This window comes from Nonomuraea cavernae, assembly GCF_040655715.1.
GTDB classification, from domain to species: domain Bacteria; phylum Actinomycetota; class Actinomycetes; order Streptosporangiales; family Streptosporangiaceae; genus Nonomuraea; species Nonomuraea cavernae_A.
In genome coordinates this window covers 167,462-183,272 of the sequence record NZ_JBFAKL010000007.1, presented here as the reverse complement: position 1 = coordinate 183,272, position 15,811 = coordinate 167,462, and the positions used below count along the sequence as shown (strand labels likewise).

Here is a 15,811-nt window from a genome sequence, read left to right as displayed (position 1 = left end):
GCGTGGGCGAGGTCGTGATGGTGCGTAGCGGGATTTATCACGACTCGGTGGCACTCATGCGGGTGAGCAGGGCACTGACCGAGCTGCCCGGCACGGAGGTGGCGATCGTCGCCATGGCGACGGAGCTGAACCTCGCCCTGGCCCGCGACCTGCGCTTCGACCTGCCCGCGGCCGGCCCGGCCGATCTGCTGGTCGCGATCCGCGGCCACGACGTGGAAGCCGCCGCCCGCGAGCTGGACCGCCAGCTGGTGGCCTTGTCGAGCTCCCGGCCCCAGGCAGCGGCGGACCAGCCGCCGCTCACCACCCGGTCGGCCGCCCGCCGGCCGGCGGACGTGGTGCTGGTCTCGGTGCCGGGCGAGCACGCGTTCGCCGAGGCGCTGGACGCCGTCCACGCCGGCCTGCCGGTGATGGTCTTCAGCGACGGCGTCTCCGTGGAGCGGGAGGTGCTGCTCAAACGGCTGGCCGAGGAGCGGGACGTACTGGTCATGGGACCCGACTGCGGCACGGCGGTGATCGCCGGGGCGGGCCTCGGCTTCGCGAACGTGCTCCGTCCGGGCCCGGTGGGCCTGGTCGCAGCGTCCGGCACCGGCGCCCAGCAGGTGACGTCGCTGCTGGACCTGGCCGGAACGGGCGTCAGCCACGTGCTCGGCGTGGGCGGCAGGGACCTGTCGGCCGAGGTGGGCGGCCTGTCCACGGTGCGGGCGCTGCGCATGCTCGACGACGATCCGGCCACCGAGCTGATCGTCCTCGTCTCCAAGCCGCCCGCCCCCGAGGTGGCGCGGGCCGTACGAGAGGTCGTGGAGAGCCTGCGCACGCCGGTCGTGTCCGCGTTGCTGGGCGAGCGTGATCTGACCGAGGCGACGGAGGAGGTGCTGCGGGCGCTCGGCAGGTCCGTGCCCGAATGGCCGGCCTGGCCCGGATGGTCCGGCAAGGCGGTGACCGGCACGGTGCGGGGCGTCTACTCGGGCGGCACGCTGTGCGCGGAGGCGCGGCTGATCGTGGGACGGGGAGAGTTCGTCGACTACGGCGACGACGCCTACACGCTGGGCCGTGCCCACCCGATGATCGACCCGGCGCTGCGGCTGGAGGCGCTGGCGAAGGCCGCGCCCGGCGATGTGGTGCTGATGGACGTGGTGCTCGGCCATGCCGCCGACCCCGATCCGGCCGCCTCGTTCGCCCACGCGATCGCCCGCTGCCCGGCGACCGTCGTCGTCGCGCTGGTCGGCACCGAGGGCGACCCCCAGGACCTGCACCGCCAGGCCGCCGCGCTCCGCGAGGCCGGGGCCTCCGTCTTCACCTCCAACGCCCATGCCGCCCGCCACGCCAGGGACCTGACTTGACGCTTCTCTCCGGCCCACCGCACGTGATCACGGTCGGCGCCGGCCTGCTCCAGGAGGCGCTGGAGGCCCAGGCCGTCGCCACGACGCCGGTGGAGTGGCGGCCGCCTCTGCCCGGCACCGCGGACGCCCTGGCCAGGGTGCTGGCCGATCCCCGCCGGATGGCCGCGAACGAACGCGCGGTCGCCCGGCTGACCTCGGCCCGGCCGCACCTGGTGGCCGTCCGGCGGGCGTCGGAGGTGCTGGACCTGGGCGGGCGGACGTTCCTGCACGCCGGTCCGCCGGTCGACTGGGAGCGCGCGTCGGGGCCGATGCGCGGGGCGCTGATCGGCGCGACGTTGCTGGAGGGGTACGCGCACGACGAGGACGGCGCCCGCTCGCTGCTGGAGTCCGGCGGCGTACGGCTGGAGCCGTGCCACGGGCACCGGACCGTGGGCCCGATGGCGGGTGTGGTCAGTCCGTCGATGTGGATGTTCGAGGTGCGTGACGCCGAGCACGGCGGCCTCGCCTACTGCTCGCTCAACGAGGGCCTGGGCAAGGTGCTGCGCTATGGCGCGTACGGGCCCGAGGTCCTCGACCGGCTGCGCTGGATGGACCGGGTGCTCGGCCCGGTGCTGTCCGCGGCGATCGAGCTGACCGGCCCGATCGACCTGCGCGCCCTCATCGCGCAGGCGCTCCAGATGGGCGACGAGCTGCACAACCGCAATCGGGCCGCCACCTCCCTGCTGCTGCGGGAGCTGGCCCCGGCCGTGGTGGACGCGGCTCGGGAGCACGCCGCCGAGGTGCTGCGCTTCGTCAACGGCAACGACCACTTCTTCCTCAACGCCGGCATGGCCGCGGGCAAGGTGAGCACCGACGCGGCCCGGGACGTGCCGGGCTCGTCGCTGGTGGTCGCCATGGCGCGCAACGGCACCGACTTCGGCGTGCAGGTCTCGGGGCTGGGCGACCGGTGGTTCACCGGGCCGGCGGGCGTGCCGGACGGGCTTTATCTCGGCGCATACGGCCCAGCCGATGCCAATCCAGACATAGGCGATTCCACGATCACCGAAACGTCGGGTCTGGGCGGTTTTGCGATGGCGGCGGCCCCGGCCATCGTGCGGTTCGTGGGCGGCGAGGTGTCGGACGCCATCGCGGCCACCCGGTCGATGTACGAGATCACTTTGGCCGAACATCCCGTTTACCAGATCCCGGGGCTCGGCTTTCGCGGCACGCCGGTCGGCATCGACGTCACCCTGGTGGCCCGGACAGGCCTGTTGCCCGTGGTGAACACCGGCATCGCGGGCCGTGTGGCGGGCACCGGGCAGGTCGGCGCGGGCCTGGTGAACCCGCCCGCCGAGGCGTTCACGAGGGCGTTGGCGGCGCTTGCCGATTCCGTTCAGTGATCATTATTGATGATCTGCATTTCGCTGCGTAATGCCTATTGTCAGGCGGGGTTCCCGCTTCCGTTCTTCAACGAACTGCATATATCGTGGCGAACCGCATAATCTGGAAGTTGGCGCGGCGCATGTGACGGAAGATGCTGGAGATGGGGGCGGAGATGGCAGCCGACCGCGTACTCAGCGGGCCGGGCGCGGAGGGGAACGCGTCGCAGAGCCAGGGCCGCCTGATCGGCAGGCGCTACCGGCTGATGTCGCCGGTCGGCCGGGGCGGCATGGGCATGGTGTGGCACGCGCACGACGTGCTGCTCGACCGGGCCGTGGCGGTGAAGGAGCTGATCCTGCCGTACGGGCTCGACACCACGGGCAAGCAGGTCGCCCACCGCCGCATGCTGCGCGAGGCCAGGTCCGCGGCGCGGCTGACGCATCCGGGCATCATCACCGTGCACGACGTGGTCGAGGAGGACGGCCGGCCGTGGATCGTCATGGAGCTGGTCCGGGCCTGGTCGCTGGAGCAGGCCGTACGGCAGAGCGGCCCGCTCCCCGTGATCCAGGCCGCGGAGATCGGCATCCGGGTGCTCGACGCGCTGCGCCACGCGCACACCGCCGGGATCCTGCACCGTGACATCAAGCCGGGCAACGTGCTGCTCACCGCCGACCGGGTGGTGCTGACCGACTTCGGCATCGCCGCCATCGAGGGCGACGTCACGATCACGCAGACCGGGCTGCTCATGGGCTCGCCCGCGTACGTCCCGCCGGAGCGGCTGTCCGGCCAGCCGATCACGCAGGCGGCCGACCTGTGGTCGTTCGGCGCGACGCTGTACACGGCCGTGGAGGGGCGCCCGCCGTACGAGGGGCCGGACGCGATCGCCGTGCTGGGCGCGGTGCTCACCCAGGACCCGATCAGGCCGCAGCGGGCCGGTGCGCTGCTGCCGATCATCGAGCGGCTGCTGCGCAAGAACCCGGCCGAACGGCTCACCGCCGAGCAGGTGAGCGAGGCGCTCGAACGGGTGCTGCACGCGCACGGGTCCGTCCGGCCACGCACGCCCGAGACGCAGCCTTCCCTGCCCACGCAGGCCGACTCGACGCCGATGGCGCTGCTGCCGCCGTTCGACCCGCCCTCCGGGCCGATGCCCTCGCGGATCGTGGAGACTCCGTCCGGGCCGGTACGCGTGCCGTACGACCCGGCGAGCGGCCCCCCGGACGGGTACGACGCGATGTCGAGCACATCGGGCGGCCAGTTCCCGCCCCGGACGGACGGGTTCGACGCGTTCACCAGTCCCTCGGGGCCGCTGCGCCAGCCCGAGTCGCCCTCCGGCCCGCAGCGGTTCCCGGAGCCCGCGCCCGGCGCCCGTCCCCCCTTCGGCGGACCATCGGGCCCGCACGACCCGGCCCCGCCACCCTTCGGCGGGCCGACGAACCTGAACGACCCGGCCCTCCCTCCGTTCGGCGGACCATCCGGCCCGTACTCGGCTTTGGCGCCCGACGAGCTCGGCGGCCCCTCGGGCCCGCACCCGGTGCGGAACCCCGGCCGGGGCGGCAAGCCAGGGCCCCAGCCGATCCTGCCGCTGACCACCGACAGCCGGGCCGTTCCCTGGCCGCTGGCCACGGACGACGATCTCCGCGACCACGCGCGCGACCTGTCACGCGACGTCCCGCGCAGCCGCCTGGCCGCCCTGCCGAGCGCTCCCGACCGGCTGACCAGGAGCAGGCGCAGGCCCAGCGAGGACGAGGGCAACTCCTGGGTGCGGGACGGGCGGCCGACGGCCCGCCTGGTCCTCGCCTCCGTCGCGGCCGTGGGGACGGTGGCCGTGGCCATCGCGCTCATCGGTTCCCGCGGCTCGCCGGAGCCCGTCGTGAGCGCCCCGCTCGCCACCAGCGAGACCGCGTCGGCCCAGCCGCTCCGGCAGACGGCCGTGCCCGACGGTTACACCGAGCAGACCCCGCCGGGCTTCTCCGCGGGGGTCCCCGGCGGCTGGAAGCTGACGACGTCCAGCGGCGAGGCCATGTTCACCGGGCCCAAGGACTCGGGCCTGCGGATCCTGGTGGAGCAGGCGACTCCGCAGCCCGACGGCGGCCTGTCCGAACTGGGCAGGGAGGAGGCGGACGGCGGCCGGGAGGGCTACATCCAGGTGCAGTTGCAGGCGGCCCAGTTCCGCACCTGGAAGGCGGCCGACTGGGAGTACACCTACACGCTGCCCAACGGTGTCCCGATGCACGCGCTGACCAGGTACGTCACGATCGACGACAATACCGCGTACAAGATCACCTTTGACATGCCGGAGCTGACCTGGGACGACCAGGCCAAGAACCGCAAGGTCTTCCTCGACACCTTCCGCCAGACCACCTGACCTCCAGGAGAAGCGGTCACGGGAGCGGGCGCGTCCCTGGGCCGCGGGCGCGAGAGGGGCGTTCGTCACCGTCCGCGAGCCGGCGAATGGAACGGGCGGAGCGCATCAGGAAAGCGTTCTTGTCCTCTTTGGGGCCATCTCGTGGGCTATGCGAGACTTCACAAGTGACGAGCACCCCCACAAAGTCCGCTATTTCCCCCGATGACCAAATTCGTGCCATTCAGCGCCGCACCCTGGGTGTCCTGTCCGGCGCGCAGATCGCGGGCGGGGTGGGGGTCGCGGTCGGGCTGGCGCTCAGCTCGGTCGTCGTGGACGAGCTGTCCGGATCCACCGTCATCAGTGGTTTCGCGGGCACCGCGACCGTACTCGGCGCCGCGCTGCTCGCGCTGCCCACCGCCAAGGCGGCGGGACGGGGCGGGCGGCGAGCGGGACTGGCGCTGGCGTACCTGGCCGCACTCGCGGGATGCGCGCTGTCCGTGGCCGCCATCTCGATGGGCAACTGGCCGCTGCTGCTGGTCGGGCTGGTGCTGGTGGGCGGCGGAAGCGCGGGAAACCTGGCCGCGCGCTACTCGGCGACCGACCTGTCGCCGAAGGGGCACTCCGCCAGGCACCTGTCACTGGTCGTGTGGGCGGCCACCATCGGCTCCGTGGCCGGGCCCAACCTGGCCAGACCCGCCGACCAGATCGGCATCGACGCGGGCCTGGCCGAGAAGGCCGGCCCGTTCGCGTTCGCGGCGCTGGCCTTCGCCGTCGCCCTGCTGATCATCGTGATCGGGCTGCGTCCCGACCCGCTCAAGCTGGCCCGCGAGCGCGACGGCGCGTCCCCGACCGACCGGGGCAGGAGCGGGACGGTCAAGGACGCCTGGCGGACGCTGCGCGCCACGCCGATGGCCCGCCGGGCACTGATCATGATCGCGGTGAGCCACACCGCGATGGTGTCGGTCATGTCGATGACCCCGGTCCAACTCCACCACGACGGCTCGAACCTGGACGTCATCGGCCTGGTGATCAGCCTGCACATCGCCGGGATGTACGTCTTGTCGCCCGTGGTGGGCTGGCTGGCCGACAAGGCGGGCAGGGTGCCGGTGCTGCTGCTCGGCATGGCGCTGCTGCTCGGCGCCGCCGCCCTGGCCGGCACCGCCGATCACCGCGTCTGGCAGGTGACGGTGGCGCTGGTGCTGCTCGGTCTGGGCTGGTCGTGCGGCCTGGTCGCGGGCTCGGCGCTGCTCAGCGAGTCGGTGCCGGTCGGCAGTCGCACCCCGGTGCAGGGCCTGTCGGACCTGCTCATGAACGTGTGCGGCGCCACCGGCACGATCGTGGCCGGCGCGATCGTCGGCGGCCTGTCGTACAGCGTGCTCGGCCTGGTGGTGGGCGTGATGGTGGCGCTCGCCGGGATCTGGCTGGCCGTCGGGCAGCGGAACCACGTGACGCCGGCGTAGCGGCCGACGGCGGAACTACTTGGCGTCGGCGTAGCAGTCGACGGCGGAACTACTTGGCGTCGGCGTAGCAGTCGACGGCGACCGCCTCCATCGGGAAGCGCACCGGGGTGCGGCCGAACAGCAGCCGGGTCGCCTCCGCCGCCGCGCCGGACACGGCGCCGATCACCTGCTCGGCCTGGTCGAGCGGGCAGTGCACGATGACCTCGTCGTGCTGGAAGAACACCAGCCGGGCCGGGTCGGGCAGCAGCCCTCGCAGCACCGCCATCAGCGCGAGCGCCCACTCGGCCGCGGTGGCCTGGACGACGAAGTTGCGGGTGAACCGGCCGCGGTCGCGCGCGGTCCGGCCGCCGTCGGGTCCCGACACGATCTCCTTCCACCGCTCGGACGGAGGCGGGCTGGTGCGCCCGAGCCAGGAGCGGACCAGGCGGCCCTCCTCGCCCGCCTTGGCGGCGTCCTCGACGAACCGGTAGGCCTGCGGGAAGCGCTGGCGCATCATGGCGAGCAGCTTGGGGGCGTCGCCGCTGGTGCCGCCGTACATGGCGGACAGCATCGCGATCTTGGCGTTGTCACGCTCGCCGCCGAACGACTGCGCCAGCGCGGAGTAGAGGTCGATCTCGCCCGCCGCCCTGGCCAGCCCCCCGTCGCCGGCCATCGCGGCCAGCACCCGCGGCTCCAGCTGGGCCGCGTCGGCCACGACCAGGGTCCAGCCCTCGTCGGCCCGCACCACCCGGCGCATCACCTTGGGGATCTGCAACGCCCCGCCGCCCGAGGTGGCCCAGCGGCCCGACACCACGCCGCCCACCACGTATTCGGGCCGGAACCGGCCGCCGCGCACCCACTGGTCGGCCCACGTCCAGCCGTGGAAGCTGTGCAGCCGGGCCAGCTCCTTGTAGGCGAGCAGCGGGGCGACGGCCGGGTGGTCGATCCGCTTGAGCTCCCACGACCGGGTGCTCTTGATCGCCACGCCCGCGCCCTTGAACGCCTTGACCAGCTGCTGTACCGAGTCGGGGTTGACCGGGTGACCGAACGCGGCCGACACCTCGTCGGCCAGCGCCTGCAGCCGGGCGGGCCGCATGCCGTGCACGGGCCGCGGCCCGAGCAGCTCGGTGAGCAGGGCGTCGTGCTCGTCGCGGCGCCACGGCATGCCGTCGTGGCCCATCTCGGCGGCGATCAGCGCGCCCGCCGACTCGGCCGCGACCAGCAGCCGGAACCGGCCGGGATCGGGCAGCGCGTCGATCCGGCGCAGCTGGCCGGCCAGCACCTCGGCCACCGCTTCGGCGGCCAGCGGCTCGGGCGCGAACAGGGTGCCGGGCGCGGAGGGCTGCTCGTCGGGCACGGGCAGCCCAAGCAGGCGGGCGTGGGCGGCCCTGGCCGAGCGGGGCTCGCCGTAGCGGCCCTCGGCTGCCAGCAGCAGGCTCTCGGTGAGCGCGAGGTCGTGGCAGCGCGACACCCGCACGCCGGCGCGCAGCAGCGGCGGGTAGTCCTCACGGGTGTCGGCCCAGACCCAGCGCGGACGCTCGCGCTCCAGCTCTGCCACGGCCCGCGCCGGATCGGCCGGACGCCGGCCCGCCCCCGGGACGGGGTGGATCGTCTCTCCCGCAAGCACCACGTACACGCCTCCAGCGTGCCAGGCGCCTACGACAGCGCGATGACGACCTCGTCCTCCACCGGCGGCCGCAGCTCCTGCTCCAGGCAGCCGGTGGCGGCGATGCAACGGATCTTCAGCAGCTCGGGCGTGACCGACAGGTGCAGGAAGTGCTTGAAGAACGGCGGGGTGTCCCAGTCGGAGAACTCCGACAGGTAGCGGTGGAAGACCCGGTCGACCGGCAGCCGGAACGGCCACGGCCAGGCGCCGAGCAGTCGCGCGGCCCACCTCATCCGGCGGGTGATGGTCACCTGGCCGTCGAGCGGCCGCACCGGCGTGTTGCCGATCTGGCCGGCCATGACGCAGGCGGCCTCGGCGGGCGTGAGGTAGATCCACTTCATCCGGAGCCGCTTGGCGTAGAGCTGGCTGTAGAACGACAGCGAGTCACCGCGCAGCGGGTAGAGCCTGAAGTCGTCCTCGTGCACGCCGGCCACGTCGACCCGCCGGATGGTGTGGGTGGCGTGCATGAACGCGCCGCCGCCGCCGGAGACGATGTACTGGATCACCCGGTCGCCGACCCTGACCGGGTAGCGCTGGTAGTTGTGCACGTCGCCGCCGATCGCCGCCACGTAGCGGTGCTCGGGGTCGCGCACGATGTCGTCGATGGTGCCACCGCCCTCCAGCGGCGACGGCTTGTAGTCGTTGCGGGTGTAGATCGGCTTGCCGGTGATGAGCACCTTGGGCCGGGGGTCGCGCGAGACGCGGCGCAGCCACTCCGTCTGCACCGCGTCGATCTCCCCCCTGATGCCAGTGTCGACGCCGACGACGAGCAGGCCGTCGCTCTCGATCACCCAGTAGGGGCCGGGCTGGCCGGCCTGCTGCGACGGCCGGCCTCTGAGCTCACGGGCCTCGGCCAGGCGCTCCTCGTCGACGGCCTCCGGCCTGCGCCACAGCAGCCCGCGCAGCCAGCCGGTGCCGGGTTTGGGCTTGAGCGGCGGGGCGTCGCAGAAGATCCGCATGAACCCGCCGAGCCCGTCGTACCAGTCGTGGTTGCCAGGGATCGCGTAGATCGGCGCGTCGTAGTCCTTGTACGGCCGGTAGAACTTGTCGCCGTACTCGTTGGGCGACCCCGCCGGGTAGATCACATCGCTCGCGATGACGGCGAAGGACGTGCCCTCCCCCACCTTCAGCAGGCCCGGCACGACGGCGTACTGGGAGGCGTCGCCCTCGCCCGTGTCGCCTAACACCAGGAAGTCGAAGCTCGGGCCGACCTCGGGCCGGATCCTGAACTCGACGTCGGCGCCGCCTTCCAGCTGCCCGGCCACCCAGCGCTGCCGCACCTGCCCCGACGGGTCGCCGAACAGCCCGGCCAGGATCTCGTTGCGCGAGCGCCACAGGGTCGCCACGTTGAGCCAGTTGAAGCCGGTGTCGTGCGGTCTGAGCCGCTCGAACGTGCCGATCTGCTGACACGACCAGCCGGCGCCCTCCTCGGAGTCCCGGGATGAGGCCTGCTTACCACGCTCGGCTTCGACGTCCACCATGACCATATCTTTGCCGCGATCTTCCCGAATTGCATCCGAACGCTCCGTGGTGCAGCCAACACAGAAGGTTCACGATGGTGTAGCCTCACGCCCCAAGCAAGCGGTTGTCGGCCGTGAGGGGGGCTGCGATGGCCCGGAACGGTTCGGACGATACGACCCGGCGCGGCACCACGGGCGCTGATGCCGTCGAAGGCCTGCTGGCCTATGCCGCGAGCCGCCCGCGCTGGAGCCGGAGCGCACTGCGCGACCTCCGGGAGGCGGTCACGCGCAGCCGCGAGCTCGCCGCCGCCGACCCGGGGCACACCGTCCTGCTCGTGCGCGCCCTGCACACCGCGGCCATGCTGCTGCTCAAGCGGGGGCGCGCCGCCGAGGCGCTGCCGTTCGCGATCGAGGCGGTCGAGCTGGCGCGCTCCGAGGGCGAGGCGCTGGTCGCCTGCCTGTGGTGCCTGTCCGCGGTGTACGAGGCCCTCCAGCAGTACGCCGAGGCCGCCGCTGCGACGGAGGAGGCGGCCCAGGTCATGCCTCCGGAGGAGGCGTAGCCCGGCTCTCGCGACGGGGGTCACACAGATCAAGGGCCGTCCGGTCACCGGGCGGGAGCCGTCAGGGGGGCACCGGTCAGGAGCCGTCCGGGGTTCCGGACAGGGACCGCCGGCGTCCGGGGTCAGGGGACGAGGACTCCCGGGTTGAGGATGCCCTCCGGGTCCAGCCGCGACTTGATCGCACGCAGGATCTCCACGCCCACCGGCCCCACCTCGGTCGCGTACGCCCGGCGGTGTTCGCGGCCGACCCCGTGGTGGTGCGAGACGGTGCCGCCCGCCTCGACGATCGCCGAGGTGACCGCCTCCTTGGCCCGCGCCCATTGCTCCACCGGGTCACCGTGCTGGGCGGTGACGACGGTGAAGTAGAGCGAGGCCCCGGTCTCGTACACGTGGGAGATGTGGCACATGACCAGCGGTGAGCCGAGCGCGCCGAGCAGCGCCAGCCGTACGGCGTCGTAGAGCCGCGGCAGGCCGGACCAGAACGTGGCGGTCTCCAGGGTCTCCACGGTCGCCCCCGCGGCGAGGAGCGAGTCACGCAGGTAGGGCGCGGAGAAGCGGCCGTGCTCCCAGTCCTCGCCCGGCGCCGTCCCGAGCGGGGTGCCGCCGAGCCGCGACAGCACCGAGGCGGCCGCGTCCCGCCGCCCGGCCACCGACGCGCCCTCATAGCCCGCGATCACCAGGCAGCCGGTGTCGCCGCCACCGATCGCGTCCGGCCTGGCCAGCCCGATCATGGTCTCGGTCTCGTCCGACAGCCGCAGCACGGTGGGCAGCGGCCCCTCCTGGGCGAGCGTCCGCAGCGCGGCCGAGCCCTCCTTGAACGACGCGAACCGCCACCCCTCGTAGACCTTCTCGGCGGGCAGCCGCCGCACCCGCAGGCGCAGCGAGGTGATGACGCCGAACACCCCCTCCGAGCCCAGGACCAGGTGCCGCAGGTCGGGCCCGGCCGCCGACCTGGGCGCGCGGCCCAGCTCCAGGGTGCCCGCCGGGGTGGCCACCGTGAGGCCCACCACCAGGTCGTCGAACCGGCCGTAGCCGGCGGAGGCCTGCCCGCTGGAGCGCGCCGCCGCGAACCCGCCGAGCGTGGCGTACTCGTACGACTGGGGGAAGTGACCCAGCGTCAGCCCGTGCGCGCCCAGCAGCCGCTCGGCCTCGGGCGCCCGAAGGCCCGGCTGGAACTCGGCGACCATCGACTCGGCGTCGACCGACACCAGCCGGTCCAGCCGGCGCAGGTCGAGCGCCACCACCCCGGCGAAGCCGGCCCGCGAGGCGACCAGTCCGCCCACGACGGAGGTGCCGCCGCCGAACGGCACGACGGCGATCCGCTCGGCCGCGCAGAGCGCGAGCAGCGCGGCCACCTCCTCGTGGGAACCGGGCAGCACGACCGCGTCCGGCGCGTCGGAGCCGTCGCCCGACCGCATCAGCAGCAGGTCGGGGGTCGACTTGCCGCGCGTGTGCCGGACCCGCGCCTCGTGCGAGGTCAGCACGTGCTCCGGCCCGGTCACGCCGGCGAGCGCGGCCAGGTGCCCGGCGGACAGCGTGACCGGCGGCAGCCGCACCGCGTCGAGGGGCACGGCCGGAGCGTCCGGCGAGCGCACGCCCAGCACGTCGCGCAGCAGATCGCGGACCTGCTCGGGCAACTCGCGCGCGAGGGCGGGGTCGCCCCAGCCGGACCACAGCATGGATTCGGTAGACACGTCTACACTGTGACATATGACGTTGATTCGTCACAATGATGGAGTTCTCGACGCGGCTCGCGACTGCGTGCTGGCCTACGGGGTGCGCCGCACCACGCTCACCGACGTGGCGCGCAGGGCCGGAGTGTCGCGGATGACCCTCTATCGCCGCTGGCCCGACGTCCGCTCGCTGGTCGCCGACCTGATGACCCGCGAATGGGTGCGGGTCCTGGCCGAACTCGACGTCTCGGACCCCGTCGCCGCCATGGTCGGGGGCGTACGGCGGCTGCGCGAGCACCCGCTCTGGCGCAAGATCGTGGAGACCGACCCCGACCTGCTCCTCCCCTACCTGCTGGAGCGCCGGGGCGCCACCCACGAAGCCGCGCTGGACGTGCTCGAACGCGTCACCGGCGACGCCCGCAAGGCCAGGGCGGTGCTGCTGGTGGCCCAGTCGTTCCTGCTGTCGGCGCCCACGATGCTCGGCCCGGCGGCGAGCGGCCCGGCGGGGCACGACCCGGTGACGCTCGACGACCTCGACGCCGAACTCACGGCACTGCTGGAGGCATACCTTGGACAGCTCACTGAACGCACGCAGGAGGGCCCATGAGCTGGCCCTCGTCACCGAGCGGCCGGTCGACCTGCTCGTCGTGGGGCTGGGGGCGACGGGCTCGGGAGTAGCGCTGGACGCCGCCTCGCGCGGGCTGAGCGTGGCCGCGATCGACGCGCACGACCTGGCGTTCGGCACGTCCAGGTGGAGCTCCAAGCTGGTGCACGGCGGCCTGCGCTACCTGGCCAGGGGCCAGCTGGACGTGGCCTACGAGAGCGCGGTCGAGCGCGGCATCCTGCTCCGCCGCACCGCCCCGCACCTGGTCAGGGCGCATCCCTACCTGCTGCCGCTCACGCCCGCGGTGTCCCGGTCGCGGGCGGCCGTGCTGATGACGGGCTACCGGCTCGGCGACGGGCTGCGGGCCGCCGCCCGCACGCCCCGCCCCCTGCTGCCCGGCCCCTCCCTGCTGGACGCCGTACGGGCGCGGCGGCTGGCGCCGGCTCTGCGCGAACGCGGCCTGAGGGGCGGGCTGCTGTCCTGGGACGGCCGCCTGGTCGACGACGCCCGCCTCGTGGTGGCCATCGCCAGAACGGCGGCGGCGCACGGCGCCAAGGTCCTGACCCGCTGCCGCGCGCTGGAGCTGACCGGCGACGGCGCCACCGTGCGTGACGAGCTGACCGGCGAGGAGTTCGCGATCCGGGCCAGGGTCGTGGTCAACGCGACCGGGGTGTGGGCCGGCCGGCTGGACCCCCGGGTGCGGCTGCGTCCCTCGCGGGGCACGCACCTCGTCCTGCGGCCGGGGACGTTGCCGGGCGTCACCGCCGGGCTGCACGTGCCGATCCCGGGCGCGAGCAACCGGTTCGCGCTCGTGCTGCCGCAGGCCGACGGCCGCGTCCACGTCGGCCTGACGGACGAGCCGGTCGACGGTCCCGTCCCCGACGTTCCGGAGGCGCCGGAGGAGGACGTGAGAGCACTCCTCGACGTGCTCAACACGGTTCTGGAGGTTCCCGTGGGGCGCGACGCCGTGGCGGGCGCCTACGCGGGCCTGAGGCCGCTGCTGGCCGCCGACGGCGACACCGGCGGCACGGCGGACCTGTCGCGCCGCCACGCCGTGCTGGCGCACGGACGGCTCGTCACGGTCGTCGGCGGGAAGCTCACGACCTACCGGCGGATGGCGCGGGACGCGGTGGACCGGGCGCTCTCGGTCACGGACATTCCGGCGGGCCCCTGCCGCACCGCGCGCCTCCCGCTCGTCGGCGCGACTCCCGGCCGGCCCGCCGACGGGGTGCCGCGGCGGCTGGTCGAGCGCTACGGCGGCGAGGCGGCGGCCGTGCACGAACTCGTCCAGGAGCACCCCGAGGAGGTCGGGCTGGGCATCACCAGGGGCGAACTGCTCTGGTCGGTCAGGCACGAGGGCGCGCTCGACGCCGGCGACCTGCTCGACCGCCGCACGAGGATCGGCCTGGTGCCCGAGGACCGGGCGGCGGCCCTGCCCGCCGCTCGCGACACGCTGGGCTGAACCCCCACATCTTGATCCCTTACTCTTAGGTTAGTCTTACCTAATCCGAGAGGGGGCGGAGAGTGACCAGGGGCTGCGAACATCCGGCGGGAAGCCACGACGGCGCCGTGCCCACAGGGGCCAGCGCCACGGTGGGAGCCCGGCTCTGGTTGCTCGTGGAACACCCCGGCCCCTGGCCGTCCCATCTGGAGAACTTCGAACTTCCTGACAACATCGCCGAACTCGTGCGGCGGGCGCTCGATCGCGGTATCAGACCCCAGCTCATCCGCCGTCCCGGAAGACGTACCCGCCCGCGACAGCAGGGCCTGCGTGTGCTAGTCGCCTACGGCACGGGGCCCAACCCCTGGCTGGCCTCGGGCGTCATCGCAGGTCCTGACGATCTTGACCTTGACGCGCTGGTGGCCGGAGTGGTCCCGGAGTCCTGCATACTGGATGACGAGCCGGTATTTCTGGTCTGCACGCACGCCAAACGCAATGCGTGTTGTGCCCGCATTGGACTACCCCTCGCTCGTGGGCTGGCGGAAATTTTGCCGGACAGAGTGTGGGAAACGTCACACGTTGGCGGCGATCGTTACGCCGCCAACCTCGTGTGCTTGCCACACGGAATTTTCTACGGCAGCATGTCTCAGGCTGCTGCGATCGCAGCGGCTAACGCGTACCGGTCGGGCGAGATCATTCTCGACCGCTACCGGGGACGCGCAGGCATCCCTGAGCCATTGCAAGCCGTCGAGCACTTCGCCCGATCCCATACGGGAGAGTGCTCTGTCGGCGCAGTGGCCGTGGAATCCTCCAGGTCGGACGGCGACGTCACCGAAGCCATCGTGCGAGTCAGCGCGCGAAGCGGCGGCGATGTCCGGTTCCGGGTTGTGGTCGCACCATCGGCGTGGCAAGCGCCGTGTGGTACGGCTTGCGCCGAGACGATCACCACCTACCGGCTGGTTTCGCTGGACAGGCTCACGCCTGTGCGGTACACCACGCTCGCCCTCACCTGATCACGGGAACATCCGCGGCCCCTCCCTGCGTTGGAACAGTGACGCCAAAAGCGTCCAATGCGGCTCAATTACCGAAATACCTCTCACGAAGGTGGTTTTCTCATGTCTCAGGTACGTCGGCAGCTCGCCCGCCCGCGCCCCAGCTGGGGTTGGCAGGATGATGCCGCGTGCCGGGGTGAGGACCTCGTGCTCTTCTTCGGCCCCGACGGGGAGCGGCAGCCCGAGCGTGACGTACGTGAGCGGAAGGCCAAGGCGATCTGCGCCCAGTGCCCCGTCCGTAACGAGTGCCTTGACTACGCGCTTTCCCGTCCGGAGAAGTACGGCACGTGGGGTGGCCTGAACGAGGACGAGCGCGCCTCCGAGCGTCGCCGTCGCATGCGCCGCGCCGCCAGCGCCGGCATCTCCGCCGCCTGACCTGCCCGGCAGCGCCACGAGCGCGCGTGATCCCGCAGTTGTCCCGATGAAGCGGGGCCTGGCTCACCCGGCCAGGCCCGGCCGAACCCGGTCGGGGCAACTGCCTGATCAGGCGCGAGTCTCAATCCCGAGCACAAAAGAGAGCCCGGCGTCATGGACGCCGGGCTCTCGTCGTTCGCGGACCCCCGAAATCAGACGATCAGGTCGTCGAACTCTCCGTCCTTGGCGCCCAGGACGAACGCGGTGATCTCGGCTCGCGTGTAGACGAGCGCGGGATCGTCGGGGAAACGCGAGTTGCGCACAGCCACCTCACCGGTCGGCAGGCTGGCCACCTCGACACAGTTGCCGTTGGGGTTGCTCCGCCTGCTCTTCCGCCAGACGGCCGGAAGGGTGCGGGCAGGCGTCCCGTTGCGGAACTCATGCATGGAGAAACTCCTCGCGCTTACAAATGCACGTGCATCCGTGCTTTGCGAGCAGACGATACGGCAGCACAAAGAA

At 72.8% G+C, this 15,811-nt stretch carries 13 protein-coding genes; 9 read left to right on the top strand and 4 right to left on the bottom strand.

The genetic code is table 11. From position 1 onward, the window contains the following. Nucleotides 1-2: 2 nt before the first annotated feature. From AB0I38_RS12920 to AB0I38_RS12905, 4 genes are all read left to right on the top strand, one after another. Nucleotides 3-1,340: an FdrA family protein gene (locus AB0I38_RS12920; RefSeq protein ID WP_358466301.1), complete on the top strand. Its 1,338-nt coding sequence runs from the start codon at nucleotides 3-5 to the stop codon at nucleotides 1,338-1,340. Next, nucleotides 1,337-2,719 carry a DUF1116 domain-containing protein gene (locus AB0I38_RS12915; protein WP_358466299.1) on the top strand — a complete coding sequence of 461 codons (1,383 nt, stop codon included), beginning with the start codon at nucleotides 1,337-1,339 and terminating at the stop codon, nucleotides 2,717-2,719. The genes AB0I38_RS12920 and AB0I38_RS12915 overlap by 4 nt, the downstream gene beginning before the upstream one ends. 155 nt (nucleotides 2,720-2,874) lie before the next feature. After that, complete coding sequence (locus AB0I38_RS12910) at nucleotides 2,875-5,064, top strand: serine/threonine-protein kinase (protein ID WP_358466297.1); 2,190 nt, start codon at nucleotides 2,875-2,877, stop codon at nucleotides 5,062-5,064. A 164-nt stretch (nucleotides 5,065-5,228) separates the two neighbouring features. Further along, nucleotides 5,229-6,503: an MFS transporter gene (locus AB0I38_RS12905; RefSeq protein ID WP_358466295.1), complete on the top strand. Its 1,275-nt coding sequence runs from the start codon at nucleotides 5,229-5,231 to the stop codon at nucleotides 6,501-6,503. A gap of 49 nt (nucleotides 6,504-6,552) precedes the next feature. Here the strand turns inward: AB0I38_RS12905 and AB0I38_RS12900 are convergent, their stop codons facing one another. Both AB0I38_RS12900 and AB0I38_RS12895 read right to left on the bottom strand, forming a co-directional pair. After that, a complete protein-coding gene (locus AB0I38_RS12900) occupies nucleotides 6,553-8,118 on the bottom strand; it encodes a bifunctional 3'-5' exonuclease/DNA polymerase (RefSeq protein ID WP_358466293.1) in 1,566 nt (521 codons plus the stop codon). 20 nt (nucleotides 8,119-8,138) lie between these two features. Next, nucleotides 8,139-9,629 carry a metallophosphoesterase family protein gene (locus tag AB0I38_RS12895; RefSeq protein WP_358466291.1) on the bottom strand — a complete coding sequence of 497 codons (1,491 nt, stop codon included), beginning with the start codon at nucleotides 9,627-9,629 and terminating at the stop codon, nucleotides 8,139-8,141. A gap of 128 nt (nucleotides 9,630-9,757) precedes the next feature. Here AB0I38_RS12895 and AB0I38_RS12890 point away from each other — a divergent pair, with 128 nt between their 5' ends. Beyond that, nucleotides 9,758-10,168, top strand: coding sequence for a hypothetical protein (locus tag AB0I38_RS12890; protein ID WP_358466289.1), 411 nt, complete (start codon nucleotides 9,758-9,760; stop codon nucleotides 10,166-10,168). Nucleotides 10,169-10,290: 122 nt separating this feature from the next. Here AB0I38_RS12890 and AB0I38_RS12885 read toward each other — a convergent pair whose 3' ends face one another. Then, nucleotides 10,291-11,847 (bottom strand): FAD-binding oxidoreductase, encoded by a 1,557-nt coding sequence (locus tag AB0I38_RS12885; RefSeq protein WP_358466537.1) that lies wholly within the window; start codon nucleotides 11,845-11,847, stop codon nucleotides 10,291-10,293. A gap of 31 nt (nucleotides 11,848-11,878) precedes the next feature. Between AB0I38_RS12885 and AB0I38_RS12880 the strand changes: the two genes are divergently transcribed. The 4 genes from AB0I38_RS12880 (at nucleotide 11,879) to AB0I38_RS12865 (ending at nucleotide 15,313) form a co-directional block, all read left to right on the top strand. Continuing rightward, a complete protein-coding gene (locus AB0I38_RS12880) occupies nucleotides 11,879-12,448 on the top strand; it encodes a TetR/AcrR family transcriptional regulator (RefSeq protein WP_358466286.1) in 570 nt (189 codons plus the stop codon). Beyond that, nucleotides 12,411-13,907: a glycerol-3-phosphate dehydrogenase/oxidase gene (locus AB0I38_RS12875; protein ID WP_358466284.1), complete on the top strand. Its 1,497-nt coding sequence runs from the start codon at nucleotides 12,411-12,413 to the stop codon at nucleotides 13,905-13,907. Before AB0I38_RS12880 ends, AB0I38_RS12875 begins: the two co-directional genes overlap by 38 nt. Nucleotides 13,908-14,062: 155 nt before the next feature. Next, nucleotides 14,063-14,899, top strand: coding sequence for a sucrase ferredoxin (locus AB0I38_RS12870; protein ID WP_358466535.1), 837 nt, complete (start codon nucleotides 14,063-14,065; stop codon nucleotides 14,897-14,899). 102 nt (nucleotides 14,900-15,001) lie between these two features. Continuing rightward, nucleotides 15,002-15,313, top strand: coding sequence for a WhiB family transcriptional regulator (locus AB0I38_RS12865; RefSeq protein WP_080036407.1), 312 nt, complete (start codon nucleotides 15,002-15,004; stop codon nucleotides 15,311-15,313). A gap of 191 nt (nucleotides 15,314-15,504) precedes the next feature. Here AB0I38_RS12865 and AB0I38_RS12860 read toward each other — a convergent pair whose 3' ends face one another. Continuing rightward, the gene (locus tag AB0I38_RS12860; RefSeq protein WP_358466282.1) at nucleotides 15,505-15,738 is read right to left on the bottom strand and encodes a DUF397 domain-containing protein; all 234 of its coding nucleotides are present in this window, start codon (nucleotides 15,736-15,738) and stop codon (nucleotides 15,505-15,507) included. Between the last annotated feature and the right edge of the window lie 73 nt (nucleotides 15,739-15,811).